The 26111-nt window shown below is 71.0% G+C and carries 25 protein-coding genes; 4 read left to right on the top strand and 21 right to left on the bottom strand.

The window, feature by feature from the left end:
* Positions 1 to 26 precede the first annotated feature (26 nt).
* The 15 genes from KF823_04900 to KF823_04830 all read right to left on the bottom strand — a co-directional run bounded on the left by KF823_04900 (position 27) and on the right by KF823_04830 (position 17476).
* Positions 27 to 509 (bottom strand): glutathione peroxidase, encoded by a 483-nt coding sequence (locus KF823_04900; GenBank protein MBX3725238.1) that lies wholly within the window; start codon positions 507 to 509, stop codon positions 27 to 29.
* A gap of 189 nt (positions 510 to 698) precedes the next feature.
* Positions 699 to 3233 carry a S9 family peptidase gene (locus KF823_04895; protein ID MBX3725237.1) on the bottom strand — a complete coding sequence of 845 codons (2535 nt, stop codon included), beginning with the start codon at positions 3231 to 3233 and terminating at the stop codon, positions 699 to 701.
* 94 nt (positions 3234 to 3327) lie between these two features.
* Entirely contained in the window at positions 3328 to 4164 is an 837-nt protein-coding gene (locus KF823_04890; protein MBX3725236.1) for a tRNA threonylcarbamoyladenosine dehydratase, read from the bottom strand.
* Positions 4165 to 4169: 5 nt separating this feature from the next.
* On the bottom strand, positions 4170 to 4520 hold the full coding sequence (locus KF823_04885) for a tRNA-binding protein (protein ID MBX3725235.1): 351 nt from the start codon (positions 4518 to 4520) through the stop codon (positions 4170 to 4172).
* Entirely contained in the window at positions 4507 to 5403 is an 897-nt protein-coding gene (locus KF823_04880; protein MBX3725234.1) for a UTP--glucose-1-phosphate uridylyltransferase, read from the bottom strand. Before KF823_04880 ends, KF823_04885 begins: the two co-directional genes overlap by 14 nt.
* The gene (locus KF823_04875; protein MBX3725233.1) at positions 5400 to 7274 is read right to left on the bottom strand and encodes a polysaccharide biosynthesis protein; all 1875 of its coding nucleotides are present in this window, start codon (positions 7272 to 7274) and stop codon (positions 5400 to 5402) included. Before KF823_04875 ends, KF823_04880 begins: the two co-directional genes overlap by 4 nt.
* Positions 7258 to 8307, bottom strand: coding sequence for a hypothetical protein (locus tag KF823_04870; GenBank protein ID MBX3725232.1), 1050 nt, complete (start codon positions 8305 to 8307; stop codon positions 7258 to 7260). The genes KF823_04875 and KF823_04870 overlap by 17 nt, the downstream gene beginning before the upstream one ends.
* Entirely contained in the window at positions 8304 to 9476 is a 1173-nt protein-coding gene (gene lapB, locus KF823_04865) for a lipopolysaccharide assembly protein LapB (GenBank protein ID MBX3725231.1), read from the bottom strand. The genes KF823_04870 and lapB overlap by 4 nt, the downstream gene beginning before the upstream one ends.
* A 166-nt stretch (positions 9477 to 9642) precedes the next feature.
* Positions 9643 to 9978, bottom strand: coding sequence for an integration host factor subunit beta (locus KF823_04860; protein ID MBX3725230.1), 336 nt, complete (start codon positions 9976 to 9978; stop codon positions 9643 to 9645).
* Positions 9979 to 10120: 142 nt separating this feature from the next.
* On the bottom strand, positions 10121 to 11791 hold the full coding sequence (gene rpsA / locus KF823_04855; GenBank protein ID MBX3725229.1) for a 30S ribosomal protein S1: 1671 nt from the start codon (positions 11789 to 11791) through the stop codon (positions 10121 to 10123).
* 240 nt (positions 11792 to 12031) lie between these two features.
* On the bottom strand, positions 12032 to 12727 hold the full coding sequence (gene cmk / locus KF823_04850; protein ID MBX3725228.1) for a (d)CMP kinase: 696 nt from the start codon (positions 12725 to 12727) through the stop codon (positions 12032 to 12034).
* Positions 12724 to 14043 carry a 3-phosphoshikimate 1-carboxyvinyltransferase gene (gene aroA, locus KF823_04845; protein ID MBX3725227.1) on the bottom strand — a complete coding sequence of 440 codons (1320 nt, stop codon included), beginning with the start codon at positions 14041 to 14043 and terminating at the stop codon, positions 12724 to 12726. The genes cmk and aroA overlap by 4 nt, the downstream gene beginning before the upstream one ends.
* Positions 14040 to 15179, bottom strand: a complete 1140-nt coding sequence (locus KF823_04840) for an aminotransferase class I/II-fold pyridoxal phosphate-dependent enzyme (GenBank protein MBX3725226.1) — start codon at positions 15177 to 15179, stop codon at positions 14040 to 14042. Before KF823_04840 ends, aroA begins: the two co-directional genes overlap by 4 nt.
* 10 nt (positions 15180 to 15189) lie before the next feature.
* Complete coding sequence (gene pheA / locus KF823_04835) at positions 15190 to 16314, bottom strand: prephenate dehydratase (GenBank protein MBX3725225.1); 1125 nt, start codon at positions 16312 to 16314, stop codon at positions 15190 to 15192.
* A gap of 1 nt (position 16315) precedes the next feature.
* The gene (locus KF823_04830; GenBank protein ID MBX3725224.1) at positions 16316 to 17476 is read right to left on the bottom strand and encodes a phosphoglycerate dehydrogenase; all 1161 of its coding nucleotides are present in this window, start codon (positions 17474 to 17476) and stop codon (positions 16316 to 16318) included.
* A 119-nt stretch (positions 17477 to 17595) separates the two neighbouring features.
* On the opposite strand from KF823_04830, the gene KF823_04825 reads away from it, so the two are divergent.
* Both KF823_04825 and KF823_04820 read left to right on the top strand, forming a co-directional pair.
* Complete coding sequence (locus KF823_04825; GenBank protein ID MBX3725223.1) at positions 17596 to 18543, top strand: MCE family protein; 948 nt, start codon at positions 17596 to 17598, stop codon at positions 18541 to 18543.
* Positions 18540 to 19163, top strand: a complete 624-nt coding sequence (locus KF823_04820) for a membrane integrity-associated transporter subunit PqiC (GenBank protein ID MBX3725222.1) — start codon at positions 18540 to 18542, stop codon at positions 19161 to 19163. The genes KF823_04825 and KF823_04820 overlap by 4 nt, the downstream gene beginning before the upstream one ends.
* 40 nt (positions 19164 to 19203) lie before the next feature.
* Here KF823_04820 and queF read toward each other — a convergent pair whose 3' ends face one another.
* The 5 genes from queF to surE form a co-directional block, all read right to left on the bottom strand.
* Positions 19204 to 20040, bottom strand: a complete 837-nt coding sequence (queF, locus tag KF823_04815) for an NADPH-dependent 7-cyano-7-deazaguanine reductase QueF (protein MBX3725221.1) — start codon at positions 20038 to 20040, stop codon at positions 19204 to 19206.
* Between the two features lie 109 nt (positions 20041 to 20149).
* Positions 20150 to 20803 (bottom strand): alpha-ketoglutarate-dependent dioxygenase AlkB, encoded by a 654-nt coding sequence (locus tag KF823_04810; protein ID MBX3725220.1) that lies wholly within the window; start codon positions 20801 to 20803, stop codon positions 20150 to 20152.
* Between the two features lie 7 nt (positions 20804 to 20810).
* Positions 20811 to 21608, bottom strand: coding sequence for a peptidoglycan DD-metalloendopeptidase family protein (locus KF823_04805; GenBank protein ID MBX3725219.1), 798 nt, complete (start codon positions 21606 to 21608; stop codon positions 20811 to 20813).
* Positions 21609 to 21835: 227 nt separating this feature from the next.
* Positions 21836 to 22522 carry a protein-L-isoaspartate(D-aspartate) O-methyltransferase gene (locus KF823_04800; GenBank protein MBX3725218.1) on the bottom strand — a complete coding sequence of 229 codons (687 nt, stop codon included), beginning with the start codon at positions 22520 to 22522 and terminating at the stop codon, positions 21836 to 21838.
* Positions 22519 to 23298, bottom strand: a complete 780-nt coding sequence (gene surE / locus KF823_04795; GenBank protein ID MBX3725217.1) for a 5'/3'-nucleotidase SurE — start codon at positions 23296 to 23298, stop codon at positions 22519 to 22521. The genes KF823_04800 and surE overlap by 4 nt, the downstream gene beginning before the upstream one ends.
* Before the next feature lie 129 nt (positions 23299 to 23427).
* Between surE and KF823_04790 the strand changes: the two genes are divergently transcribed.
* Complete coding sequence (locus KF823_04790) at positions 23428 to 24003, top strand: Smr/MutS family protein (GenBank protein ID MBX3725216.1); 576 nt, start codon at positions 23428 to 23430, stop codon at positions 24001 to 24003.
* A gap of 182 nt (positions 24004 to 24185) precedes the next feature.
* On the opposite strand, the gene KF823_04785 is transcribed toward KF823_04790, so the two are convergent.
* On the bottom strand, positions 24186 to 24422 hold the full coding sequence (locus KF823_04785) for a hypothetical protein (GenBank protein MBX3725215.1): 237 nt from the start codon (positions 24420 to 24422) through the stop codon (positions 24186 to 24188).
* Between the two features lie 216 nt (positions 24423 to 24638).
* Here KF823_04785 and lpdA point away from each other — a divergent pair, with 216 nt between their 5' ends.
* Positions 24639 to 26072 (top strand): dihydrolipoyl dehydrogenase, encoded by a 1434-nt coding sequence (gene lpdA / locus KF823_04780; protein MBX3725214.1) that lies wholly within the window; start codon positions 24639 to 24641, stop codon positions 26070 to 26072.
* Positions 26073 to 26111 lie beyond the last annotated feature (39 nt).

Below are 26111 nucleotides of genomic sequence, written 5' to 3'. Positions count from 1 at the left end.
AGTAGCGGACTCAGGAAAGATCCAGGTCAGCCCAAAGCTCGCTCGATCTCGCTGCGCAGCGCCTCCGGCGTCGTGGTGGGTGCGTGCCGGGACAGGACCCGGCCGTCCCTGCCGACCAGGAACTTGGTGAAGTTCCACTTGATCATGCGCAGGCCGAGGAGGCCGCCGCGCTGCGCCTTCAGCCAGCGGTACAGCGGGTGCGCCTTGCTGCCGTTGACCTCGATCTTGGCGAACATCGGGAAACTGACGTCGAAGTTGAGGCTGCAGAACTGCGCGATCTCGGCCGCGTCGCCCGGTTCCTGGTGGCCGAACTGGTCGCAGGGAAAGCCGAGCACCACCAGGCCCCGCTCCCGGTATCCCTGCCAGAGCGCCTCCAGGCCAGCGTACTGCGGCGTGAAGCCGCAGCGCGAGGCAACGTTGACCACCAGCAGGACCTGGCCGCGCCAGTCCGAAAGCGCCTTCTCGCGCCCGTCGAGCAGAGTGGCCTTGAAATCGTATGCGCTGGTCATGTTGGCATCCAGTGCCTTGCCGGGGACCGCAGCTTAGCGCTGGCGCCGGTCGGAGAAGAAGCAGGCCGAATGGCGGGCATGGGTGTTGCGCACCCAAGCGGCCCGGATCGCAAGCGCAATCGCATGGTGACCGGCCGCACGAGCCGGGTGCCACCTATGCGTGGGGGAATCGGTTGCTGTGCGCGCCGGTCAGCGCATACCGAGCTCGGCACCGCCGTCGTCCGTCGACTCATCCGGCACGGATGCGCCAGGCGGCGCGCTGGTGCCGGCGCCCTCGCCATGGATCTGGCCTCGGACGAAGCGTTCCGCGGTACCCAGCAGGCAGACGTGCTCCTGCAGCCGGGTCGCGCCATGGCCCATCTCGGGGACATGCAGCAGTCGGTGACCCTTGCGCGGATCGAGCCTGCGCGCGAATCGGGCGGCGTGCTCGTAGCTGACCCGCCGATCCCTGCCGCCGTGCTGGAGCAACACCGGAACCTCCAGGCGATCGGCGCGGTAGAGCGGCGAATTCTCCTGCATCGCCGGGTCCCTGGGGTCGCCGATGGCTTCCACGACGATGCCGCGGGTCCGGGGCGAGGAACTCCAGTCGCTGGTGGTGAACAGCAGCGGCAGATCGGCCGGCGCGGCGCGGGCGACCGCGCAGCGGTAGCGGCCCGGATTGCGGATCGCCAGCATCAGGGCCGAGTAGCCGCCGTAGCTTGCCCCGACGGCGCAGACGGCGTCGCGGTCCAGGCCTGCATGGCTGTCGAGCACGGCGTCGACCGCGGCTTCGATGTCGTCCTCTATCTGGCTTCCGAAGCCGCCGAAACCATCGAGCAGGTGTTGCACGCCGAATCCATAGGAGCCACGGAAGTTCACCTGCAGGACCGCGAAGCCACGGGTCGCCCAGAACTGCACCTCGCGATCGAAGCGCAGGTTGTCCTGCACGTAGAAGGGGCCGCCGTGCGGCATCACCAGCAAGGGATGGGGACCCTGCCCCGGCGGCACGGCCAGTAGCGACTGCACCCGGTGGCCATCCCGGGCCCGCACCTCCTCCACCCGCCGCGGAACGAATGACACGTCATCCAGCCAGGGCGTCGCCACGGCGAGCTCCATCGCCGTATTGCTGGCCTGATCGAACAGGTACCAGACGGGGGTGCGGGTGTCGCTGCTGACCCTGACGATCGCCCGACCCTGCCTGCGATCGACCTCGACCAGCTCGGCGTGGCGATCCGGGAAGGCCGCCTGCAATCGGGCCGCCCAGCCGGCGACCGCGGAGTCGAAGAACTCGCTGCGCGGCTGCCCGTCCTGGTAGTGCCTGACGCCGACCACGGTGCGGCCATCCGATTCGAACACCACGCCGGAAAGATCGATCCCCGGGATGGCATGCACCGTTTCCATGTGGCCGGGCGAATCCGGCCGGATACGAACCAGTTCGGTCTGCTCCCGTCCGATGTTGCTCAGGACCAGCAGGCTGCCGTCGTCCTCGAGCGCCACCGGCTCGAGCAGCATGTTGCCGGCCTCGACTTCGACCAGGGTCTCGAACCGGTCCTGGTCGGGCGGTCGATGGACGATCCGCATCCGCTCGTCCTCGCTGACCAGGGCAACACGCAGTTCGCCGCGTCGATCGGCAAGCCAGGCGAGGTCGCCCTGCACGTCCGGGTCGATGCGGTTGCGGGCGTCCAGCCGGGTGCGGATCATCTGGCGTGCCCGCAGGTCGATCCGGAACACCTGGAAGCGATCCTTGTGGTCCGGGCGGAAGACGCCATAGAGCATCTGGTCGGGTTGTCCGGGCAGCGCATCGACCACCACACCGGGCAAGGGCAGTTCCAGCACGACGGGCTGCTGGCCGGTGAGGCTGCCCTCCTGCAGGGAGAAGACCACCGTGCGCAGCACGCCCTCCGAGGCACCGAAATCCAGTCCCAGGACGATCCGCCTGGGGCCGGCCCAGGCTGCCGCCATGACCTCGAAGTCCCCGCCGTACAACAACAACGCCTCTCCGCGCACGGGATCGAGCACGCTTGCCTCGAAGCGGCCACTGCGGTGGGCCACTTCCAGTGCCAGTTGGCCGGTCGGCGAGAGCGTCAGGCGATCGACCTCCTCCCTGCGGAACAGGCTGGCGACATCCGGACGGCCCTGAGGCAGGTCTGCCGGCGGCGGGCACGCGTCGGGACGCAGGCCCTCGCTGTCGTTCAGGCTGGCGCGCAGCGCCGGCCAGGCGTCATCGAATGCGCGGACCGCCTGGACCGCAGGCAGGGCGTCGACGCCGGGGTGCCGTTGCGCCGCGAGCTGCATGCCCAGCTCGAAGTGGTTGAGCAGATCGGCGGACATCCGGCGCCCGAAGAACCGGAGGTGCAGCTCTCCCGCGTAGTTGAGCCTGCCTGCCGCCACCGTCACCTGCGGCAGGTGGGTGTAGCGCGTCAGGTCGAAATAGTAGGTCCCGCCCGGCATCACGACCCGGTCCCAGCGCAGGGGGCCGGCCGGAACCCGCAGCACATGGACGCTGCGGCCCAGGGGAAGCGCCCTGATTTCCTGCCGCCCGAATACCGCGCCGGCCGGCGCCATCCGCAGGCGGTCGAGGAAGCGGTTGCTGTGGACCGCCACCACCAGGTAACCGTCGTCGCCCGTCAGCGGCGGCAGGGGCCCTTCGGGCAGCACGCGCGCCGACAGCGATGGGCCTGCGATCAGCAGGAAGGCCAGGATCAGCAGCCTGCCCGGGACGAGCCAACGCGCCCTGGCTGTCATCGAAGCCCCCCGTAATCCCTGCAAATTGGTATCGTCCCACATGTGCCATTGCCCGGAAAGCACCGGTCGCAGGCTTGGGCAGGGGCTTCTGGAATCAGGCGACGCCGGTTCCTGATGGCATCGTCAGCAGTCGCTCGAGCACCCGGCCCACGGCCACCATGCCGAAGGTCGCGGTGACGTGCATGGCGGCACCCAGGCTGGCGTCGCAATCCAGGCGGGCAGCGCCGCCCGGTGCGGGCCGTGTGCCGCAGACACTGCCGTCCGGCTGCGGATAGCGGACGTTCTCCAGCGAGTACACGGCCGGAATGCCGAAGCTGCGCCGCGGATTGCGTGGGAAGTTGAAATCCTGGCGCAGCTTCTTGCGGACCAGGGCAAGCAGGGCGTCGTGCTCGGTGCCGGACAGGTCGCGCACCCGCACCAGGGACGCATCGGCGCGACCACCGGCGGAACCGCAGGTCACCAGGGGTACCCGGTTGCGCCGGCACCAGGCGATGGTCTCGACCTTGACCCGGAAGGCGTCGCAGCAGTCCAGCACCAGGTCATGACCGGCGCCGAGCAGCTCGGGGATGGTCGCCGGCGTCAGGAAGCGCTCGAGCGCCTGCACGCGCAGGTCCGGATTGATGGCCCGGGCGCGCTCGGCGAGCACCTCGACCTTGGCGCGGCCGTAGGCGCCCATCAACGCCGGCAACTGGCGGTTGGTGTTGCTCAGGCAGACATCGTCGCCATCGATAAGCACCAGATGGCCGACGCCGGAACGGGCCAGCGCCTCGACCGCCCAGGAGCCGACCCCGCCGGTGCCCACCACGCACACCTGGCGACCGGCCAGTCGCGCCACCGCACCGCTGCCATACAGCCGGTCTATCCCCCCGAACCGCACCGAGCGCAGCTGTTCGGGCGTTTCCACTTGGTGGACCGCGCGTTCTTCGGACATCGCTCTCAGGCCAGCCGCGTTCCGTTCGGCACTGGCCGCTCGATTGCGGTAAGCACCACGCCTTCCTCGGTCGGGAAGCCGGTCAGCAGAAAGGTCGAACGCACCGGCCCCACCTGCTTCGGAGGAAAGTTCAGGACGCCGACGACCTGCCTGCCGACCAGGTCCTCCGGCCGGTACAGGGCGGCCACCTGCGCGCTGGTCTTGCGCTCGCCATAGGGCCCGAAATCGACCCAGACCTTCAGCGCCGGCTTGCGCGCCTCGGGGAACGGCTCGGCGCGGGTCACCGTGCCGGCGACCAGCAGGACCCGCTCGAAGTCCGACCAGGAGATCTCCGGAACCGGCTCAGGAACCGCCATCGAGCACCTCGCGCAGGTGCGCCAGGGTCGGTGCGCGCAGTTCGGCGTCGTCCAGCGCGTAGCGCAGCGTCGCCTGCACCAGGCCCAGCTTGTTGCCGCAGTCGTACCGGGTGCCCGCGAACCGGTATGCCCAGACCGGATCGCCGGCCTCGATCAGGGCCTCGATGGCGTCGGTGAGCTGGATTTCGTTGCCGGCACCCGGTGGGGTCGCGGCCAGCGCCCCGAAGACCTGCCCGGACAGCACGTAGCGGCCGACCACGCCCAGCGTGGAGGGCGCCCGATCGGGTGCCGGCTTTTCGACGATCGCGCTCATCCGCAGGGCATCGCCATGCGCCTGCCCGGCGTCGGCCAGGGAGACGATGCCGTAGCTGCCGGTCTTCTCGCGCGGCACGTCCTCGACCGCCACCACGCTGCCGCGCTCGCGCTCGGCGACCTCGACCATCTGCGCCAGAGCACCCTTGCCTCGGCTCCAGATCAGGTCGTCGGGCAGCAGAACCGCGAACGGCTCGTCGCCGACCACCGGACGCGCGCACAGGACCGCATGGCCCAGGCCGCGCGCCTCGCTCTGCGTGACGAACACGCAGCGCACGCCGTCCGGCAGGGTGCTGCGCACACGATCGAGCAGATCGTCGCGTCCCTTCATTTCGAGGCGGTGCTCGAGCTCGTAGGCGGTGTCGAAGTAGTCGGCGATCGCATGCTTGTAACGGTTCACCACGAATACCAGGGTCCGGCATCCGGCCTCGACGGCCTCGTTGGCGGCGTACTGGATCAGCGGCATGTCGACCACGGGCAGCATTTCCTTGGGCACGACCTTGGAGGCCGGCAGGAAGCGGGTACCCAGGCCGGCCACGGGGAACACGGCGGTGCGGACCTTGTATGTCATGCGATATGCCTGTCTTCATGGGACTCGTCGCGCACGAACTCCGGAACCAGTTCGTGGATCAGGCGCGACAGGCGCAGGGTGTCGTGATCGTGCACGGCCGCGGCGATCAGGTCGAGGCGCTGCACGAGCAACGGCCAGTCGGCGCCGCGCGAGCGTGCCTGCCTGATCTTCGGGTGGGCGGTCTCGACGTAGCGCTCCTGCGGGTGGAACAGCTCCTCCGACAGCTTCTCGCCCGGGCGCAGGCCGGTGTAGGCGATCTGGATGTCGGCGCCGGGCGTCTTGCCGGCCAGGCGAATCATCTGCTCGGCCAGGTAGCCGATGCGGACCGGCTCGCCCATGTCCAGGGCGAAGATCTCGCCGCCCCGGCCCAGCACGCTGGCCTGCAGGATCAGCTGGCAGGCCTCCGGAATGGTCATGAACCAGCGCTCCACCTCCGGGTGGGTGACCGTGACCGGGCCGCCGCGGGCGATCTGCTCGCGGAACAACGGCACCACCGACCCGGCGGAGCCCAGCACGTTGCCGAACCGGACCGTGGTCACGCGCATGCCGGTGCGTCCGGCCAGGGCCTGGCAATACAGCTCGGCGATGCGCTTGCTCGCGCCCATCACATTGCCGGGATTGACCGCCTTGTCGGTGCTGATCAGGACGAAGCCCTCGACACCCCCGGCCGCCGCGGCCTCGGCCATCGCCCGCGTTCCCAGCACGTTGTTGCGCAGGGCCTCGCGCATCTGCTGCTCCAGCAGGTGCACGTGCTTGTAGGCGGCGGCATGGAACACCTGCTGGGGACGGAACCGTTCGACCACGTGGCGGGCTGTCCCCGGGTCCGAGCAATCGCCGAGCACGGCATCGATGTGCAGGTCCGGCCAGGCGCCGACCAGCTCCTGTTCGATCCGGTACAGGTTGTACTCGCCCTGCTCGAGGATGATCAGCCGGGCGACGCCCAGGCGCGCGAGCTGCCGGCACAGCTCGGCGCCGATCGAGCCGCCGCCGCCGGTGACCAGAACACGGTGTCCGGCCAGCCCGGCGCCGATCGCCTGCCAGTCCAGCTCGATCTCCTCGCGGCCGAGCAGGTCCTCGATCGCCACCTCCTTGAGCTGCCCGGCCTGCGCGCGACCGGCGATCACGTCCTTCAGGCGGGGCACCGTCCGGAACGGCACGCCGGCGTCCTCGCACAGCTCGACCACACGCTTCATCTGGGCCGTACTGGCGGTGGGGATGGCGATCACCAGCAGGTCGGCGGCGACCTCCCGAGCGATCCGGCCGACCTGGCCCAGCTCGCCAAGCACCGGCAACCCGCGGATGCGGGCGCCGCGCAGCGCCGGGTTGTCGTCGAGCAGGCCGACCGGACGCCAGGCCCGGTCGTTCTGCAGTTCGCGCAGCAGCGCCTCGCCGGCCCGGCCGGCGCCCAGCACCAGCACCCGGGTCGAGCCGGCGCGCCGCATCAGGTCGAGCCTGCTGTCCTTCCAGTAGCGATAGGCCAGGCGCGGCGCCGCCAGCGCCAGGGCGGCGACGAACGGGTACACGAGCAGTACGCTGCGCGGCACGCCATCGAGCCTGTACACCACGAACAGGATCAGCGTGACCGCCAATGCACCGACCACGGTGGCGCGCAGGATGTTGGAGAGGTCGGGAAGGCTGGCGAAGCGCCAGAGGCCGCGGTATAGGCCGGTCCACCACAGCACCAGGCCCTGCGCCAGCACCACCCAGGGCAGCTCGCGCGACAGCAGCGCCGGCGCCACGTAGCCGATGTCCGACATCCAGTAGCGCAGCCACTGCGCCAGGTACCAGGCCATGCAGACCATGAGAAGGTCGTGCAAGACCACCGCCAGGCGCGGATGCAGGCTGGCCATCAGGCTACGCAACCTGGCCATCGCCGACCTCCGGGGCCAGGCGCCGCGCCAGCAGCAGACGCAGCAGCAGCCAGAGCAGTCCCGCCGCGATCAGCACGGCGCCGGCGAGCAACCACTGCCGGTCACGGGCCAGGTGCTGGCCGACCAGCAGCGCGGGCAACGCCACCAGAAGGTTCCAGGCCAGGTAGCCCAGGCTGACCATGGCATGGCTGGCACCGGCCCGGACCAGCCACTGGTACAGATGCTCGCGATGGGGTTGCCAGAAGCGGTCGCCCCGCAGGATGCGGCCGACCAGGGTGAGGCCGCTGTCGACCAGGAAGGCCGACATCAGCACCAGCGCCATGGGGAACGGCACGATCGCATGCACCGCGGCGAACAGCGCCAGCCAGGCCACGGCGACACCGAGAAAGCCTGACGCGCCGTCGCCCAGGAAGGCGCGCGCGCGCGGAAAGTTGAAAGGCAGAAAGCCCAGTGCCGCGGCGGCCAGCAAGGCCGCGAACATCGCGGCCCCATACTCGCCCGCCATGCCCAGCGCTGCCGCGTAGAAGACGCCGTACCAGAGGGTCTGCAGGGCGAGCAGGCCATCGATGCCGTCCATGAAGTTGTGCAGGTTGATGCTCCAGGCCATCGCCAGAACGGCGGCCCCTGCCAGCCACGGCGCCACACGCAGGCCATCGGCGCCCATCAGCAGGGACCCGGCCAGCAACGCGGCGGCGAGCAGATGCGCAAGCAGCCTGGGCAGCGCCGGACGCGGCCGGGCATCGTCCAGCAGCCCGACGCCGGCGACCAGGGCAAGCCCAGGCAAGGTGAGCAGCCAGGGCACCGGCCAGGCACCGGCCACCACCAGGGCGCCGACCCCGGCCAGGCCGATGACGACGATGCCCAGGCCACCCATGCGCGGCACCGGCACGCGATGGGAGCTGCGCGGGCCGGGATGATCCAGCGGTCCAAGCCGGTGCCGGATCTGCGACCAGGCGACCAGGGCGGCGACGGACGCCGCCAGCGACAGCGCCAGCAGAGGCGGCAACCAGACCGGCAGGCTGGTCAGGGTCATTCGGCGAGCAGCCGGTGTTGCGGTCGCAGACTGTCCCAGCCCTTGCAGCTCGGACACTGCCAGTGGTGGTTGCGCGCTCCGAAGCCGCAGCGCCGGCAGCGGTAGCCGGCCCCCTGGTCCAGCATGCGCTCCGCCAGTTCGGCGATGCCGGTGAGCAGCGGCCGCATGCTGTCGTCGGCACGCCGCAGGCCGATCTGGGCCAGGTGGCGCAGACCCGGGACGGTCGGATGCCGGCGCAGTTCCTTGGTCAGCATCGCTTCGGCGGCCGCCTCGCCCTCTTCGCGCTCGACCAGGCGGGACAGCGCAAGCACGGGCGCCACGCCGGGGAACCGGGCGCCCATCTCGGCAAGGAACTCGCGCGCGCGACGGCCGTCGTCGAGCGCCTGGTAGCAGGTGAGCAGCGGCTCCAGCAGCAGCGGCAAGGTGTCGAGGTCGATGCGTGCGGCACGCTCGAAGGCCCGGGCTGCGCGGGTGTGGTCGCCAGCGCGCAGCTCCACGCCACCCATCAGCAGCTCGGCGCGCGCGCAGTTCGGATCCGCCTTGAGCGCCTGCTGCAGCTCGTCGCGGGCGACTTCCAGGTGGCCGCGGCCGCGCGCGCTCTCTGCCAGTTCGCAACGGTAGTGCGCGACCGTCGATCCCTGCGGGCGTCCTGAGACCTGCTCCAGACGTTCGGCGTGGGCGATCGCCTTGTTCCAGTCGCGCTCGGATTCGGCGATGGTGACCAGACGGCGCAGCGCCTCCGCGACCTCCACCTCGGCAGCGACCAGGTCGGCGAACAGACCCTCGGCGCGATCGAGCAGGCCGGCACGCATGTAGTCCTCGCCCAGCTCGAACAGCGCGTCGGTGCGCTGCCGGCGGCTGAGGGTGTCGCGCTTGAGCAGGTCCTGGTGGAGGCGGATGGCCCGTCCGACCTCGCCGCGGCGCCGGAACAGGCTGCCCAGCGCGAGCTGCGTCTCGACGGCCTCCTGATCAAGCTCGGCGATCGACAGGAACACCTCGATGGCCTTGTCCGGCTCCTCGTTGAGCAGGTGGCTCAGACCCTTGAAATAGCCGCTGGAGAGGCGGTCGACGCGCGCGCCACTGACCAGTTCGGTGCCGCGCCGCGCGAAATACCAGCTCGCGGCGGCGACCACCGGCAGCAGCAGCCAGAACAGACCTAGCTCGGACATTCAGGGCACCACGCGCGCGGAGCGTTGGAGCGGAGAGGGATGGCAATGCTAGCAGTCCGCGGCTGCGGACATCACCACGGCGCGACGCATCGCCGGGCGATCCGGGCCATGCACAGCGCCTTGCGACCGGACGTGGGTCGCCGGTCTTCGACACGGCGGCTGTCGTTCAGCCTTCGTCGACGTCGTCCTGGTCGGCACCCGACGCGGAAACGATGGTCGCCTCGGAGGCGTTGACGCGCTCGCGCAATTCCTTTCCGGGCTTGAAGTGGGGCACGTGCTTGCCGGGCAGGGCAACGGCCTCGCCGGTCTTCGGGTTGCGACCGACGCGCGGCGGCCGGTAGTGCAGGGAGAAGCTGCCGAAGCCGCGGATCTCGATGCGGCCGCCGCCGGCGAGGGTACCCGCCATCTGCTCGAGAACCTGCTTGACGGCCAGCTCGACGTCGGCCTGCTCGAGGTGCCGGAGCTGGTCCGCAAGGCTGTTAATCAGTTCCGACTTGGTCATCGCGACTCCTTCGCTCCGACGGTCGCGGCACGCTCAGACGACGCGGCGCCGCACCGGGACGACGGTCCGGCATTCCCCATGCCGGGCCGCCGCGACCGCGCCGGACGTTGCCGTCCGGCGCGGCTTCCTTAGCACAGGACGGTCAATCGCCCTTGCGCATCTGCTCCTTGAGCAGGGCACCCAGGTTGGTGGTGCCCGCCGAGGCGTTCTGGTACTCCTCCAGCACTTCGGCCAGCTCGGCCTCGTCCTTGGCCTTGATCGACAGCTGCAGCAGCCGGCCCTTGCGGTCCATGCCGATGAACTTCGCCTCGACCGAGTCGCCGACCTTGAGGTGCTGGGTGGCGTCGTCGACCCGCTGCTTGGCGATGTCGGCGGCGCGCACGTAACCCTCGATGCCTTCGCCGAGGTCGATCAGGGCGCCCTTGGCGTCGACTTCCTTGACGGTACCGGTGATCACCGAGCCCTTCGGGTGGCTGACCATGTAGCTTCCGAACGGATCCTGCTCGAGTTGCTTGATGCCCAGCGAGATGCGCTCGCGCTCCGGATCGACAGCCAGCACCACGGCCTCGATGTCGTCGCCCTTCTTGAAGCGACGCACCAGATCCTCGGTGGCGCCCTGCCAGGAGATGTCGGAGGTGTGCACCAGGCCGTCGATGCCGCCGTCCAGACCGATGAACACGCCGAAGTCGGTGATCGACTTGACCGGGCCGGACACCTTGTCGCCCTTCTTGTAGATGGCGGCGAAGGTCTCCCACGGGTTCGCCGAGCACTGCTTCATGCCCAGCGAGATGCGGCGGCGCTCCTCGTCGACGTCCAGGACCATGACCTCGACCTCGTCGCCGACCTGGACCATCTTGGCCGGATTGACGTTCTTGTTGGTCCAGTCCATCTCGGACACGTGCACCAGGCCCTCGACGCCCGGCTCAAGCTCGACGAAGCAGCCGTAATCGGTGACGTTGGAGACCTTGCCGAAGAAGCGGCTGTTGGCCTGGTAGCGGCGGCCGATGCTGACCCACGGGTCGTCGCCCAGCTGCTTGAGGCCCAGGGAGACGCGGTTGCGCTCCTTGTCGTACTTGAGGACGATCACGTCCATTTCCTGGCCGACCTCGACCACCTCGGACGGGTGGCGGACGCGCTTCCAGGCCATGTCGGTGATGTGCAGCAGGCCGTCGATTCCGCCGAGGTCGACGAACGCGCCGTAGTCGGTGAGGTTCTTGACCACGCCCTTCAGCTTGGCGCCTTCGATCAGTCGCTCGATCAGCTGCTCGCGCTCGACCGAGAACTCGCTCTCGACCACCGCGCGGCGCGAAACGACGATGTTGTTGCGCTTGCGGTCCAGCTTGATGATCTTGAACTCGAGGTCCTTGCCCTCGAGGTAGGTCGGCTCGCGCACCGGCCGGACGTCGACCAGGGAGCCCGGCAGGAAGGCGCGGACGTCCTTGATGTCGACGGTGAAGCCGCCCTTGACCTTGCCGCTGATGCGGCCGGTCACGGTGGCGTTGTCGGTCATGGCGTGCTCGAGCTCGTCCCACACCATGGCGCGCTTGGCCTTCTCGCGCGAGAGCATGGTCTCGCCGAAGCCGTTCTCGATGAACTCCAGGGCAACCTGGACCTCGTCGCCGACATTGACGTCGAGGTCGCCATCATCGTTTCGGAACTGGTCGATCGGAATGACGCCCTCGGACTTGAGGCCGGCATTGACGATGACGACATCGGACTTGATGTCGACGACCACGCCGGACACGATGGCACCCGGCTTGAGCTTGGCAAAGGCCTGGCTCTGCTCAAACAGCTCGGCAAAACTCTCGGACATAAAGATTCCAGTTGATCCACGGACCGCAGGACGCGGTCCACCGGTAGGAGGCGCCTTCCGGCACCGTTACGAAAACCCCTGGCGGCACCGTGGCGCCGCCAGGGAACGAAGGCCGGCCCGTCGCCGGGCCCGCCGCATGCTGCCGCGCCGGACCGGCAACGCGCGCACGCCCCGGGTGGGGGAGCGCCTGTGCCGGTCCAGTTCGCCTGGCGGGACGTCCGGCCGGAGCCGGGCGTCAGGTCAGGACTGCAATCCTTGCAGATGGACGAAGTCGAGCACCTGCCCGACCACCTGCCCGACGGACATCCCGGTGGAATCGATGCGCAAGGCACCTTCCGCCGCCCTCAGCGGGGCCACGCTGCGCTCGCTGTCGCGCGCGTCCCGCAACCGGATGTCCGCCAAAAGGGCGTCAAGTGTAGCGGCAACACCCTTTTCCATCAACTGCTTAAGGCGGCGCTGCGCGCGCTCCCCGGCACTGGCGGTCAGGAACACCTTGCAAGGGGCGTCCGGAAACACCACGGTGCCCATGTCGCGGCCGTCGGCGACCAGTCCCGGCACCTGGCGGAAAGCCCGCTGGCGGGCCAGCAGGGCGTCCCGGACGGGGGGCAACGCGGCCACGGCGGAGGCCGCGGCGCCAGCCTCCTCGGTGCGCAGGTCGGCATCGCGGGGGCGCCCGTCCAGGCACACCGAAACGCCCTGGTCGGCGGCGGCGAAGGCGATCGGCAGGTCGCGGGCCAGCTCCGCCAGCGCCTCGGCATCCGCCAGATCGATGCCCCGCTCCCCTGCCAGCAATCCGACCGCCCGGTACAGGGCCCCGGAATCGAGCAGGTGCCAGCCCAGGGCCTGGGCGACCAGGCGGGCCACCGTGCCCTTGCCGGAACCGCTGGGACCATCGATGGTCAGTACCGGGACGCTCGGGTCGGATCGCTCGCTCACTCGGTTTCCTCGGCCAGGCTGAAACCTGTCGATTGTGCCAGAGCGGCAAAGCCCGGGAACGAGGTGGCGACATTGGCGCAGTCTTCGATGCGCACCAGGCCGTCTGCGCGCTGCGCCGCCACCGCCAGCGCCATCGCGCAGCGGTGGTCGCCGGCACTGTCGACCCGGCCGCCGGTCAGTCCGCCGCCCCGGATTCGCACCCCGTCGGGGGAGGTCTCCACCGCGGCGCCGAGCCGGACCAGGGCGTCGGCCATCACCGCGATGCGGTCGGACTCCTTGACGCGCAGTTCGCCGGCGCCGCTCACCCGCGTCTCGCCATCGGCCAGCGCGGCGGCCACGAACAGCGCCGGGAACTCGTCGATCATGTCCGGCACCCGTGCCTGCGGCACCTCGATGCCGCGCAAGGGCGAGTGGCGGACGCGCAGGTCGCCGACCGGGCCGGCCTGCCCGATCCGCACGGATCCCACCTCGATCCCGGCGCCCATTTCGCGCAGGCAGTCGAGCAGGCCGGTGCGGCGGGCATCCAGACCGATTCCGGTCAGCTCCAGGTCCGAGCCCGGCACCACGGTCGCAGCGACGATCAGGAAGGCCGCCGAAGAGAAGTCGCCGGGAACCTGGATCAGGCCCGGCGACACCAGGGGCCGGCCCGGGCGCAGCTCGACGGTATCGCCGACAAGCGCAACCTCGGCGCCGAACGCCGCGAGCAGTCGCTCGGTGTAGTCGCGCGTGGGGTGGGGTTCGCGCACCCGGGTCGGACCCACTGCGTAGAGCCCGGCCAGCAGCAGGGCGGACTTCACCTGGGCGCTGGCCACGGCCAGTTCATGTTCAAGGCCGACCAGCGGCTGCCCGCCGCTGATGCGCAACGGCGCCGTGCCGTCCGGGGCGGTGGCGATCCGCGCACCCATGCGCGCCAGGGGCGCGGTGACCCGCTGCATGGGCCGGCCGCTCAGCGAGGCATCGCCGACCAGCTCGCTGTCGAAGGACTGCCCGGCCAACAGGCCGGCCAGCAGTCGCATGCCGGTGCCGGCATTGCCGCAGTCCAGCGGCCCCTGCGCGGCGCGCAGGCCGTGCAGACCGACGCCATGGACGATCCGGGTGCCGGCGTCGGGGGCGTCGATGCGCACCCCCAGGCGCTCCAGGATGGCGGCGGTGGCGCGGGTATCCTCGCCCTCGAGGAAGCCCTTGATGCGGGTGCTGCCCTCGGCGATCGCCGCCAGCATCACGGACCGGTGCGAGACCGACTTGTCGCCAGGTACCGCGATGCGGCCGCGCAGCGGCCGGCCGGGTCCGGCAATCCAATGCAGCCGCCGGCTCATCCAGGGGTCGCCACGGCTTCGGCCAGCGCCGCTGCCAGCGCCGCCTCGCGCGCCGGCGGCGCCAGGCTGATCCGCAGACGCTCGCCCAGGCCATAGCCTGCCATCGGACGCACCACCACGCCGGTGCTGCCCAGCGCCTGCTCCACCGAGGCGGCGCGGCCGGCCGAGCCGAAGTCGGCGAGCAGGAAATTGCAGCGCGACGGCAGCGACGCAACGCCCAGGCCGGCCAGCACACCGGCCAGCCTGGACCTGGCGGCGGCGGCCGCCGCGCACTCGGCAGCGACATGGCCGGCATCGCCGAGGGCCGCGGTGGCCGCGGCCTGGGCCAGCCCGTTGACATTGAACGACTCGCGCACCCGGTCCAACACCGCGATCACTGCGGCATCGCCCGCCGCCCAGCCGACGCGCAGGCCGGCCAGGCCATAGGCCTTGGAGAACGTGCGCGTCACCAGCAGGTTGCGGTGCCGGGCGAGCAGGCGCAGCGCGCTGCGCGCCGCGGCCTCGGGCTGATACTCCTGGTAGGCCTCGTCGACGACCACCAGGGTCGTCGACGGCACTTCGTCGAGCAGGCGCGCCAGCGCATCAGGCTCGAACCAGGTGCCGGTCGGATTGTTGGGATTGGCCAGGTAGAGGACGCGGGTGTCGGCGCTGCAGGCGCCGGCCAGCTTCTCCAGGTCGTGGCCCAGGGGCATCTGCGGGTGGTCGGCCGGCAGCGCGGGCACCGCCACGGCCCGGGCGCCGGCGGCCGCCGTGGCGATCGCGAACACCGCGAACCCGTACCGCGAGAACACCACCGGCGCTCCGGCCGGCGCGAACGCCAGGGCGATGCGCATCAGGATCTCGTGGCTGCCATTGCCCAGGACGATGCCGTCCGGCTCCAGGCCGTGCAGGCGCGCCAGCGCGGCGCGCAGCGCGCCGCCACGTGGATCCGGGTAGCGCCAGGCGGCCTGCCGGGGGTCGGCCAGTGCAGCCAGCGCGGCGGGGGCCGGGCCGAGCAGGTTCTCGTTGCTGCCGACCTCGATCAGGCGGTCGCCGAAGCGCACCCGGAACGCGACCAGGTCATGGCCAGGGTCGTAGGCGCGCAGGGCGGCGATGGCCGGCGGCAGGCGGGCATCGGACCAGGGATGCAGGGGCATGCCGCGAGCCTCAGGCGATCGCCAGCGGATAGGAACCCAGCACCTTGACCCGTGCGGCGCATCCGGCCAGTTCGTCGAGCGCCGCGCGCATGGCGGGTTCCTCGACATGGCCCTGGATGTCGATGAAAAAGGCGTACTGCCACAGGCCCTCGTGGGAGGGCCGGGACTCGATGCGGGCCATGCTGACGCCATGCCGCGCCAGCGGACTGAGTACCTGGTAGAGGGCACCCGGCTGGTCCTTCACCGACACCAGCAGCGAGGTCCGGTCGTTGCCGGAGGGCGGCAGCAGCTCGCGGCCGATCACCAGGAAACGGGTGGTGTTGTCGGGCCGGTCCTCGATCGGCCCGGCGATCCGGCGCAGGTGGTAGACGTGGCCGGCCCACTCGCCGGCGATCGCCGCGGCATCGTCGGCCAGGCGCGCCCTGCGCGCCGCCTCGGCGTTGCTGCTGACCGGGATGCGCTCGGCACCCGGCAGATGCTGGCGAAGCCAGGCCTGGCACTGGGCCAGCGACATCGGGTGCGAGTACACGCGCTCGACCTCGGCCAGGTTGCCGGTCCGCGACAGCAGGTGCTGGTGGACGCGCAGCTCGACCTCGCCGCAGATGCGCAGGTCCGAGGTGAGGAACATGTCGAGGGTGGACTGGATGGTCCCCTGCCCCGAGTTCTCAACCGGCACCACGCCGAAGTCGGCGTTGCCGGCGGCCACTTCGTTGAAGACCTCCTCGATGCTGGCCAGCGGCAGGCCGTGCGCGGAGTGGCCGAAGTGTTTGCGCACCGCCTGCTCGGAAAATGTCCCCTGCGGGCCCAGGAAGCCGATCTTCAGCGGCTCCTGCTGCGCCAGGCAGGCCGACATGATCTCGCGGAACAGGCGCACCATCTCTGCGTCGGAAAGCGGACCGTCGTTGCGATCGACCACCCTGCGCAGCACCTGCGCCTCGCGCTCGGGCCGGTAGTAGTCGACCGCGGCCAGCAAGGGGCCCTTGGCCCGGCCGACCTGGTGGGCGAAGCGCGCCCGCTCGGCGATCAGGTCCTGGATCTGCCGATCGATGGCGTCGATGCGGCTGCGCACCTCGGCCAGGGACGTGGCGTCCCCGGATCCGGCCGCGGTGCCGGGCGGATCGGCTGGCGCGGCCATCTCAGACCACCCTTACCGACAGGATGCCGTCGATCCCGGCGATCGCCAGCGCGACGCTTTCCGGCACCGCGGCGTCGACATCGATGACCGTATAGGCCATGTCGCCCCGCGAGGCGTTGTGCATCTGGGCGATGTTGAGCTGGGAGTCGCCGAGCACGTGCGAGAGCTGGCCGATCATGTTGGGCCGGTTGCGGTTGGCCACGCAGATCCGGGCGCTGCCCTCGCGCGCCATGCGCAGCGCCGGGAAGTTCACGGCGTTGCCGATGTTGCCGTTCTCCAGGAAGTCGCGGAGCTGCTCGACCACCATCACCGCCGAGTTCTCCTCGGCCTCGCGGGTCGAGGCGCCCAGGTGCGGCAGGGCGATCACCCGCTCGTTGCCGGCCAGCCCGGGCACCGGGAAGTCGGTCACGTAGCGCGCGATCCGGCCCTGTTCGAGACCGGCGCGCAGCGCCATGCCGTCGACGATGCCGCCGCGCGCGAAATTGAGCAGCACCACACCGTTGCGGACGTGCTGAAGGGAACCCTGGTCGAACAGGTTGCGGGTGCCGTCGGTGAGCGGCACGTGAAAGCTGACGAAGTCGGATCCGGCATAGAGCTCGTTGAGCGATCCGGCCTTGATGACGTCGGCGGAAAGCTGCCAGGCGCCCTCCACGGTCATGTGCGGATCCAGGCCGAGCACGCGCATGCCCAGGGCGCGCGCGGCGTTGGCGACCTTGACCCCGATCGCGCCCAGGCCGACCACGCCGAGGGTGCGGCCGGCCAGTTCCTGGCCCACGAAGCGCTTCTTCTCCCGCTCGATGAGCGGACCCAGCCCCTCGGCATCGCGATGCTCGGCGAGGAAGCCGAGCGCCTCGGGCAGGTTGCGCACCGCCATCAGCATGCCGGCCAGGACCAGCTCCTTGACGGCGTTGGCATTGGCGCCGGGCGCGTTGAACACCGGCACCCCGCGGGCCGACAGCGCCGGCACCGGGATGTTGTTGGTCCCTGCGCCGGCGCGGGCCACGGCCTTGACGCTGGCAGGCACCTCGAGCGCATGCATGTCCGCAGACCGCACCAGCACGGCATCGGGCTGCTCGATGTCGGCACCGACCCGGTAATGGCCTGCCGGGAACCGCGCCAGCCCCTGCGGCGAGATGTTGTTGAGCGTGAGGATGCGGTACATGCGCGAGGACTCCGGTTGTGCGCCGCACCATAGCACTGGCCGCACGCCGGGTGAATCCTGGGCGTCCGTGCCTCGCGGGTCCCGGCAAACCCTGCCGGCATCCCCGTTAGACTGCGGCGATGGAAACCAGAGCCAAGCACGTCGCCGTCGGCGCCTTCGTGATCCTGCTGTCCGCTGCGATGCTGATGTCGGTGCTGTGGGCCGGCAAGCTGAGCCTGGAACGGGAGTACGACCATTACGACGTGTACTTCAGGGAGGCGGTGACCGGCCTTTCCAAGGGCAGCCCGGTCCAGTACAGCGGCATCCAGGTGGGCGACGTCACTGCCCTGCGCCTGAGCCGGGTCGACCCGGGCCGGGTGATCGCCCGCATCCGGATCGCCGGCGGGACGCCGGTCAAGGAGGACACCCAGGCCAAGCTGGGCTACCTCGGCCTGACCGGTGTGGCCTTCATCCAGCTTTCCGGCGGCAGCGCCGAGGCGCCCCGGCTGCTGCCGCGTGACGGCCGCGAGGTGGCGGTGATCCGGGCCCAGCCGTCCGACCTTGCACGGCTGTTCGAATCCGGCGCCGACATCGTCGTTACCGTCAACGACGTGCTCGAGCGGGTCGCCGCCATCCTCAGCGACGAGAACGCGGAGCGTCTGGCGACGGCGATCGCGGACTTCGGCCGCATCACCGCCGCCGTCGGTGCCGAGACCGATTCGATCCAGGGCATCCTGCGCGACGGCGCCCGCGCAAGCCAGGAGCTCACCAGCACCCTGGAAGGCATCCGCGCGACGGTCGCCCGCCTGGAATCGACGGTCGGTACCGCAGACCGCCTGCTCAGCGAGGACGTCAGCGAGGCGATGGCGGCGCTGCGCCAGGCCAGCCAGGACATCCAGGGCATCCTCGGCGACAACCGCGGCGCGATCGACCAGTTCGCCCAGGAGGGCCTGGTCGAGCTCGGCCAGGTGCTCACCGAACTGCGCACCCTGCTGATCAGCGTGCAGTCGTTGAGCCGGCGCCTCGAATCCGATCCGTCCGGCTTCCTGCTTGGACGCGACCAGCCCCGGGAGTACCGACCGCGATGAAGGCACGTACCCTGCCCCTGCTTGCCACCGTCCTGCTGCTGGCCGGCTGCACCGCCCTGACCGGGCCACGCAAGGATTTCACCCTGTACGCCCTGGACCCGCCGATGGCGCGCGGCGAGGGTACCGCCCGCGACTGGCAGCTGCTGGTCGAGGAGCCGCATGTCGGCGAACTGCTGGACGGCTTCCGGCTGGTCGTGGCGCCCGGCGGCAACGAGCTGCAGGTCTACCAGGGCGCCCGCTGGACGGAACGCACGCCGGCGATGCTGCAGGGCCTGTGGATCCGCGCCTTCGAGGCCGACGGCCGCCTGCCCGGGGCGGCGCGTGCCGGCACCGGCGTGCGCGCCGACCTGATCCTGGCCTCCGACCTGACCCGGTTCCAGGCCAGCTATCGCGGCGGCATGCCGACCGTCGAGATCGAGCTGCACGTCCGCCTGGTCGATCCGCGCGACCGCCGAATCCGAGGCCGCCAGGTGTTCCGCGCCGAAGCCGCTGCCGCCGACAACGAAATCCCTGCCGTGGTCGCGGCGTTCGAACAGGGGATGGCCGAACTCAACCCCCAACTGGTCGCCTGGGTGCTGGGCGCCGGCGACGCGGCGCTGGCGGCACGCGGCAGCGACTGAGGGTCGCGGGCGCCCAGGCCTTGGTCGACGCGGGCCGGGGTCAGGCGCGCGGGCAGCGCGCGAACGGCAGGCGCAGGTGGCGCGGATCGTTGCTGCGCCAGGGGGCGATGTCGATGCCACCACGCCGCGTGAAGCAGGCCAGCACGGTCAGCGCGACCGGGCGGCAGCGGGCCAGGACATCGCGGAAGATGCGCTCCACACACTGCTCGTGGAAGCCCTGGTGCTCGCGAAACGAGACCAGGTAGCGCAGCAGGCCGGCCGGGTCCATCGCAGCCCCCCGCCAGGCGACCAGGACATCGGCCCAGTCGGGCTGCCCAGTGACCGGGCATCGCGAGCGGAACAGACGGGTGACCAGGGCGTCGTCGACCTCGGCGACCCCCTGCAACACCCCAAGCAGGTCGGCATCCGGTCCAACGGCGGGCGCAATGTCGATCTCCAGGCCATCCAGCGAACGTCCCGGGAGCGCCGCCACCTGAAGGGACTCGATGGCATCGCCAACCACCAGTTCGACCCGCACCGGCGCGCCGCAGACGGCGATCAGATCGGTCTCGATGCGCACGCGCACCTCGTCGGCGTCGTCGAAGCGCTCGTGGGCATAGCCGTTGAGATAGAGCTTCAGCGACTTGGATTCGCAGATCGCCGGCGATCCGGCCGGCACCTCGATCCGGGCCACCGCCACCCGGGGCCTGCCGCGGCGGTCCAGCCAGGACAGCTCCCAGGCGGTCCACAGGTCGGCGCCGTGGAACGGCAGGGGCTGCGACTCGGCGAACAGTTCGCGACGCTGCCGCTCGCGTTCGATCGGAAACAGCAGGCCGGCGTCGACCCGGGTGGGATAGTCGACCGGCAGGCCCAGGCTTGAGTGTTCGGGTCGGGACATGGATCGGTGAGGGGTGGCACGTGTGCAGGGCGCCATGGTGGCACAGCCTGCCGGGACCTCGACCCGGCGACCGGCCGACGCGCCGGGAGAGAGCGCGAATCCGGGGCGCCTACCGGCCCGGCGGCGGCACGGGCGGCAGCGCGGCGTTGCGCACCTGCCGGAAGGTCAGGTTGATGCGTCCCCCAACCGGTCGCGCGGTCCGGGGCAAGGCGTGGCGCCAGCGCGACTGGCTGTCGCCGGCCATCACCAGCAGGCTGCCATGACCCAGTGCCAGTGCCTCGCGGCGCCCGCTGTCATGACGCAGCGCGAAGCGGCGGGGCGCGCCGAAGCTGGCCGAGGCGATCACCGGCCGGCCACCCAGCTCGGGCTCGTCGTCGCGGTGCCAGCCCATGGCGTCGCCTCCGTCCCGGTAGCGGTTCGCAAGCACGGAATTGAAAGGCAGGCCGAGCGCCTCGACGAGGCGGTCGCGGACTGCGATGAGGGCTGGCGTCCAGGGATGGGGTTCGTGCCAGCTGCCCGAGTAGCGATACCGGGCTCCCGCCTCGCCGTGCCAGGCGGACAGGCGCGGCGCGAGGTGCTCCCTGCCGAACAGCCGGACGCGATGCCGCGTCCAGGCCGGCTCGTCGTCCAGCGCCGTCAGCAGGGCGTCCGCCTGCGCGCCGGTCCAGAACGCCGGTGCCCAGTAGAACGGCCCGTCCGGCCAGTCCAGCAGGGTCAGGCCGGCCGCCCGGCAGCACGCGTCCAGGCAGGCCGACGCACCCATCCGACGGTCAGCGCCTGGGCAGGAACTGCTGCGGATCGACCGGCCGTCCGTTGCGGCGGATCTCGAAATGCAATTTGTCGCGGTCGGCGCCGGTGCGGCCCATCTCGGCGATCGGCTGGCCCGCCTGAACCCGCTGGCCCTCGTTGACCAGGCGCACCCGGTTGTGCCCGTAGGCGCTCAGGAACTCGGCCGAATGCTTGATGATGATCAGCTCGCCATAGCCGCGCAGGCCTGACCCTGAATACACCACTTCGCCATCGGCCGCCGCGACCACGGCCTGGCCGCTGCGGCCGGCGATGTGGATGCCCTGGCGGGCCAGGTCGCCATCCGAAAAGCGCTTGATGACCTCGCCCTGGGTCGGCCAGCGCCAGCGGATGCCGGCGACATTGGCGCTTGCGCCGGGGACCGGCGCCTGGGTCGCTTCAGCCGGCGGCGGACCGACGCTGGCCCGTGGCGGCGACGGTGACGGCGCAACAACCGGCGACGCGACGGGGGGTGCCGCCGCCGAAGGTGGCGGGGCGGCAGGCGGCGAAGCCGCCGAGGTCGGCGGAGTGGCGTCGCTCGCGCGCGGCGGCGGCGTATCCGCGGTCACCGGCACGATCCGGTCCGGGTCGGCCGGAGCCGTGGCGATCGGCGCCGCGGCTGCGGGCGGCGCCGCGCCCGGCGGCGGCTCCAGTGCCCGGTCCGGCGCAGTGGCGCCGGGCGGCGCCCCCGGCCGGGAGGGTATCGCAGCGACGGCGGAGACCCCGCCCGGCGAGGACAGACGCAGGCGCTGTCCGGGATAGATCGTGTAGGGCGCGGCCAGACCGTTCCATGCCGCGAGGTCACGCCAGTCCAGGCCATTCCGGAAGGCGATGCTGTACAGCGTCTCGCCGCGCGCCACCTGGTGGCTGCCGGCGGGCACGGGCGCTGGCGGCTGGGATGCGGAGGGCGTGGCGCCGGTCGCCGCGCCGGTGCGGACCACCGCCACACGGGTTTCCATGCAGCCGGCCAGGACTGGCAGCAGGACCAGCCACAACCGCCAGCCCCCCCTCACTGGTCGACTCCCGGCAGGATCGGCACGAACGCGACCGCGCCCAGGTCGTCCTCGCGCTGCTGGCCGTCGCTGCGACTGATGCGCAGCAGCCGTTGCACCGCGCCCGGCTCGCCCACCGGGGCGACCAGGACACCGTCGACGGCAAGCTGGTCGAGCCAGGCCGGCTCGATGCGGCGCGCCGCGGCGGTCACCATCACGGCGTCGAACGGCGACTCTTCCGGCCAGCCGGCGCGGCCATCGTCATGACGGGTACGGATGTTGGCCAGGCCGAGCTGGCGAAAGCGCCGGCGCGCCTGGCGCAGCAGCGGCCCGATCCGCTCCACCGTGTACACCTGATCGACCAGACCGGCCAGGACCGCGGCCTGGTACCCGGAACCCGTGCCGATCTCCAGCACGCGGGACGGCCGGCCGGCGGCCAGCACCGCCTCGGTCATGCGGGCGACGATCAGCGGCTGCGAGATGGTCTGACCGTTGCCGATCGGCAAGGCGGTGTCCTCGTAGGCGCGTCCGGCGATCGCCTCGTCGACGAACAGGTGCCTGGGCACATTGCGCACCGCCTCGAGCACGCGCGCATCGGAAACGCCCTCGGCGACCAGACGGTCGATCAGCCGCTCCCGGACGCGCTGGCCGGTCAGGCCAAGACCGGCCCCGTCGACCGGATGACGCAAGGTCAGGCCGCTCATGCCACGCCGGTCCCGGCGCTCGCGGCCAGCGACTGCACCCAGCCGGCAACCTTGTCCAGGGCCTGGTACCGGGTCAGGTCGACGTGGATCGGCGTGATCGAAACGAAGCCGCGCCGCACCGCGTCGAAATCGGTGCCCGGACCGGCGTCCTGTTCCGGCCCGGCCGGTCCGATCCAGTAGACCTTGCGGCCCCGCGGATCGGTCATCGGCACGCAGGGCTCGGCGCGGTGGCGGTGGCCCAGGCGCGTGGTCTCGAAGCCGCGCAGTTCGTCCCAGGGCAGGTCCGGGACGTTGACGTTGAGGATGGTGTCGGCCGGCAGCGGATCGACCAGCAGGCGATCCATGATCAGGGCGACCGCACGCGCCGCCGTGGGGAAGTGCCGGGGCCGGTGGTCGCGGCTGCACAGCGACACGGCGATCGCCGGCAGGCCGAGGTAGCGGCCCTCCATGGCGGCCGCCACGGTGCCCGAATAGATCACGTCGTCACCGAGGTTGGCGGCGTTGTTGATGCCCGAGACGACGATGTCGGGATCATCGTCGAGCAGGCCGCAGAGCGCCAGGTGCACGCAGTCGGTGGGCGTTCCGGCGACCCGGTAGATGCCCTCCTCCAGGCGTGCGACGCGGATCGGCTGGTCGAGGGTCAGCGAATTGCTTGCCCCGGAGCGGTCGCGGTCGGGCGCCACGAGGGTGACGCGGCCCAGCCGTCCCAGCGCTTCGGCGAGGATCCGGATGCCCGGGGCGTCGACGCCGTCATCGTTGCTGATCAGGACGTGCATGCGTGGCTTGCTTGGCAGAGGGGACGGGGTCGCGGCATCGGCTGCCGATGGCCGGCACGGCACCGGCAGCGGCGAACGGGGGGTCGACGCATGCGCTGTGCGTCACTATAACAAGCCGATGAACCGCCGATGGCCGCAGCCGTGAACCGACGCAGAACACCGGTGCCGCCCGCGCCGCCGGCTTCGGCCGACGATGCCCGACTGTTCCGCGAGGCGGTAGGCCACGTGCGTCCGCTGTCCGGAGACGTCCGGGCGCCGGTGCCGCGACCGCCGCCCAGCGACGAGCCTGTGCAGTTCCTGGCTGACGAGGCCCGGGTGCGCGACGAATTGCTCGCCGCGTCGCCCGATGCCCTGGCCATGCAGGCCGGCGAGGCCTTGTCGTTTCTTCGCGACGGCCACGACCCGCGCCTGCTGCGGCGTCTGCGTGGCGGACAGTTCGCGGTGCAGGACGAGATCGACCTGCACTGCGTCGGCACCGAGATGGCGCGCTCGATGGTGCGCGAATTCCTGGCCGAGGCGCTGGCCTCGCACCGGCGCTGCGTGCGGATCATCCACGGCAAGGGTCTGCGCTCCCCGCAGGGTCCGGTGATCAAGGCCCTGGTCGACCGCCTGCTGCGTCAGCACGGCGACGTGCTGGCGTTCGCCTCGGCACCGGCCGCCCAAGGCGGCACCGGCGCGGTGCTGGTCCTGCTGCGCGCCCGCTGAAGCTGCACAGAGGCGCAGGGCCTGGCCTGGCAGGCTGTTGAAAAACAGCCCGCTGGCGGCGGCCATGGATGGCCGCTCGGCGAAGCAAGTGCGTAAGCAGTTGATTCGACGGGAGCCCGTCCGGACCTGCGCCGGACGGGCGACTTGAAAAACGACCAGGAAGGTCGTTTTTCAACAAGCTGCTAGGGCGGGAGGTCGCCGGGCGGTGCCGGTTCGACCTTTCGGGTCGGCAGGCTCAGCCAATAGACCCGACCCCAGTTCATCCGGGCCGAACGTTCGACCTGGGCGATGCGGGCATGGTCGATCTCGTACTGGCTGGGCCGCAGCGACGCCTGGCCGGTCTGCACCGGATTGCCGGCACAGGCGACGAGCAGGAGGACGGCCGGGGCAAGGGCGAGCCGTGCGATGAGGGTGCGCATGATGGACTCCTTGGCGATCAAGGAAACGGCTGCGGACCGGCCACGACCCGTGCCCGGACCGCAGTCCAACACTACGCCGACCCTCGGCCAGCGCCAGTGCCGTGGCGCACGATCCGCCGCGGCCGGTCGGCGTCCGGGCGCGCCCCGGCCGGCTATGGGACAATGGTGCGGCGCGCCAACGGCGCCTTCCGATCTCGAACCGCCCCTGAGAGCCCCATGAGCGAAACCTACGACGTCGTCATCCTCGGAGCCGGACCGGCCGGCTATGTCGCCGCGATCCGCGCCGCCCAGCTCGGCCTGAAGACCGCCTGCGTCGACAACTTCAAGGGCAAGGACGGCAAGCCGGCCCTGGGCGGCACCTGCCTCAATGTCGGCTGCATCCCGTCCAAGGCGCTGCTCGACTCCTCCCGGCAGTTCCACAACCTGCTGCATGGCTTCAAGGACCACGGCATCAGCGCCGCCAAGCCGGCGATCGACGTCGCCACGATGGTTGGCCGCAAGGACAAGATCGTCAAGCAATTCACCGGCGGCATCGCGCAGCTGTTCAAGGCCAACAAGGTCACCCCGGTGGCCGGCACCGGCCGCCTGCTGCCCGGCCGCAGGGTCGAGGTGACCGGTCACGACGGCAAGGTCAGCGAACTGGCCGCCACCAACGTCATCATCGCCACCGGCTCGGTGCCCTTCGAGCTGCCCGGCATCCCGTTCGATGGCGAGCACATCGTCGACAACGTCGGCGCCCTGGACTTCAGCGAGGTGCCGGCGCGCCTGGGCGTGATCGGCGCCGGCGTGATCGGCCTCGAGCTCGGCAGCGTGTGGCGCCGCCTGGGCGCCGAGGTGGTCGTGCTGGAAGCGATGGACAGCTTCCTGGCCGCCGCCGACGCCGACATCGCCAAGGCCGCCAAGCGCGAGTTCGACAAGCTGCTCGACATCCGGCTGGGCGCCAAGGTCGCCCGCGCCGAGGTGAAGAAGAAGAAGGGCAAGGCCGTGGTCGAGGTGGTCTATGCCGACAAGGACGGCGAGCACACCCTGGAGTTCGACCGGCTGCTGGTCAGCGTCGGCCGACGCGCCGCCACCGACGGCGTGCTGGCCGACGACACCGGCGTCAAGCGCGACGAGCGCGGCCGCATCGAGGTCGACGGCCACTGCTGGACCGGCGTCGACGGCGTCTGGGCGGTCGGCGACTGCGTGCGTGGCCCGATGCTGGCGCACAAGGCCAGCGAGGAAGGCATCGCCGTGGCCGAGCTGATCGCCGGGCTGCCCGGGCACGTCAACCTCGACACCGTGCCCTGGGTGATCTACACCGAGCCGGAGGTCGCCTGGGTCGGCCGCACCGAGAAGGAGCTCAAGGACGCCGGCGTGCCCTACCGGGTCGGCACCTTCCCGTTCGCCGCGATCGGCCGCGCGGTGGCGATGAACGAGCCGCACGGCATGGTCAAGATGATCGCCCATGCGGAGACCGACCGCATCCTGGGCGTGCACATGGTCGGCCCGAACGTCTCCGAGCTGATCGCCGAGTGCGTGGTCGCCATGGAATTCAAAGGGTCGTCGGAGGACCTGGCGCGCATCGTCCATGCCCACCCGACGCTGTCCGAGGCCGTGCACGAGGCCGCCCTGGCGGTCGACAAGCGCGCCATCCACAAGGGCAACTGATCGGGACCGCCGCCCGGATGGCCGTGGCCCTCCGGGCAC

Source organism: Lysobacterales bacterium, assembly GCA_019634735.1.
Taxonomy (GTDB): domain Bacteria; phylum Pseudomonadota; class Gammaproteobacteria; order Xanthomonadales; family UBA2363; genus Pseudofulvimonas.
This window is presented reverse-complemented; position numbering and strand designations above follow the sequence as displayed.

Excerpts from the sequence above, each read along its gene's own strand:
- KF823_04900 (MBX3725238.1), bottom strand. The coding sequence starts at position 509 with ATGACCAGCGCATACGATTTCAAGGCCACTCTGCTCGACGGGCGCGAG.
- KF823_04895 (MBX3725237.1), bottom strand. The coding sequence starts at position 3,233 with ATGACAGCCAGGGCGCGTTGGCTCGTCCCGGGCAGGCTGCTGATCCTG.
- KF823_04890 (MBX3725236.1), bottom strand. The coding sequence starts at position 4,164 with ATGTCCGAAGAACGCGCGGTCCACCAAGTGGAAACGCCCGAACAGCTG.
- KF823_04885 (MBX3725235.1), bottom strand. The coding sequence starts at position 4,520 with ATGGCGGTTCCTGAGCCGGTTCCGGAGATCTCCTGGTCGGACTTCGAG.
- KF823_04880 (MBX3725234.1), bottom strand. The coding sequence starts at position 5,403 with ATGACATACAAGGTCCGCACCGCCGTGTTCCCCGTGGCCGGCCTGGGT.
- KF823_04875 (MBX3725233.1), bottom strand. The coding sequence starts at position 7,274 with ATGGCCAGGTTGCGTAGCCTGATGGCCAGCCTGCATCCGCGCCTGGCG.
- KF823_04870 (MBX3725232.1), bottom strand. The coding sequence starts at position 8,307 with ATGACCCTGACCAGCCTGCCGGTCTGGTTGCCGCCTCTGCTGGCGCTG.
- lapB (MBX3725231.1), bottom strand. The coding sequence starts at position 9,476 with ATGTCCGAGCTAGGTCTGTTCTGGCTGCTGCTGCCGGTGGTCGCCGCC.
- KF823_04860 (MBX3725230.1), bottom strand. The coding sequence starts at position 9,978 with ATGACCAAGTCGGAACTGATTAACAGCCTTGCGGACCAGCTCCGGCAC.
- rpsA (MBX3725229.1), bottom strand. The coding sequence starts at position 11,791 with ATGTCCGAGAGTTTTGCCGAGCTGTTTGAGCAGAGCCAGGCCTTTGCC.
- aroA (MBX3725227.1), bottom strand. The coding sequence starts at position 14,043 with ATGAGCCGGCGGCTGCATTGGATTGCCGGACCCGGCCGGCCGCTGCGC.
- KF823_04840 (MBX3725226.1), bottom strand. The coding sequence starts at position 15,179 with ATGCCCCTGCATCCCTGGTCCGATGCCCGCCTGCCGCCGGCCATCGCC.
- pheA (MBX3725225.1), bottom strand. The coding sequence starts at position 16,314 with ATGGCCGCGCCAGCCGATCCGCCCGGCACCGCGGCCGGATCCGGGGAC.
- KF823_04830 (MBX3725224.1), bottom strand. The coding sequence starts at position 17,476 with ATGTACCGCATCCTCACGCTCAACAACATCTCGCCGCAGGGGCTGGCG.
- KF823_04825 (MBX3725223.1), top strand. The coding sequence starts at position 17,596 with ATGGAAACCAGAGCCAAGCACGTCGCCGTCGGCGCCTTCGTGATCCTG.
- KF823_04820 (MBX3725222.1), top strand. The coding sequence starts at position 18,540 with ATGAAGGCACGTACCCTGCCCCTGCTTGCCACCGTCCTGCTGCTGGCC.
- queF (MBX3725221.1), bottom strand. The coding sequence starts at position 20,040 with ATGTCCCGACCCGAACACTCAAGCCTGGGCCTGCCGGTCGACTATCCC.
- KF823_04810 (MBX3725220.1), bottom strand. The coding sequence starts at position 20,803 with ATGGGTGCGTCGGCCTGCCTGGACGCGTGCTGCCGGGCGGCCGGCCTG.
- KF823_04800 (MBX3725218.1), bottom strand. The coding sequence starts at position 22,522 with ATGAGCGGCCTGACCTTGCGTCATCCGGTCGACGGGGCCGGTCTTGGC.
- surE (MBX3725217.1), bottom strand. The coding sequence starts at position 23,298 with ATGCACGTCCTGATCAGCAACGATGACGGCGTCGACGCCCCGGGCATC.
- KF823_04790 (MBX3725216.1), top strand. The coding sequence starts at position 23,428 with ATGGCCGCAGCCGTGAACCGACGCAGAACACCGGTGCCGCCCGCGCCG.
- KF823_04785 (MBX3725215.1), bottom strand. The coding sequence starts at position 24,422 with ATGCGCACCCTCATCGCACGGCTCGCCCTTGCCCCGGCCGTCCTCCTG.
- lpdA (MBX3725214.1), top strand. The coding sequence starts at position 24,639 with ATGAGCGAAACCTACGACGTCGTCATCCTCGGAGCCGGACCGGCCGGC.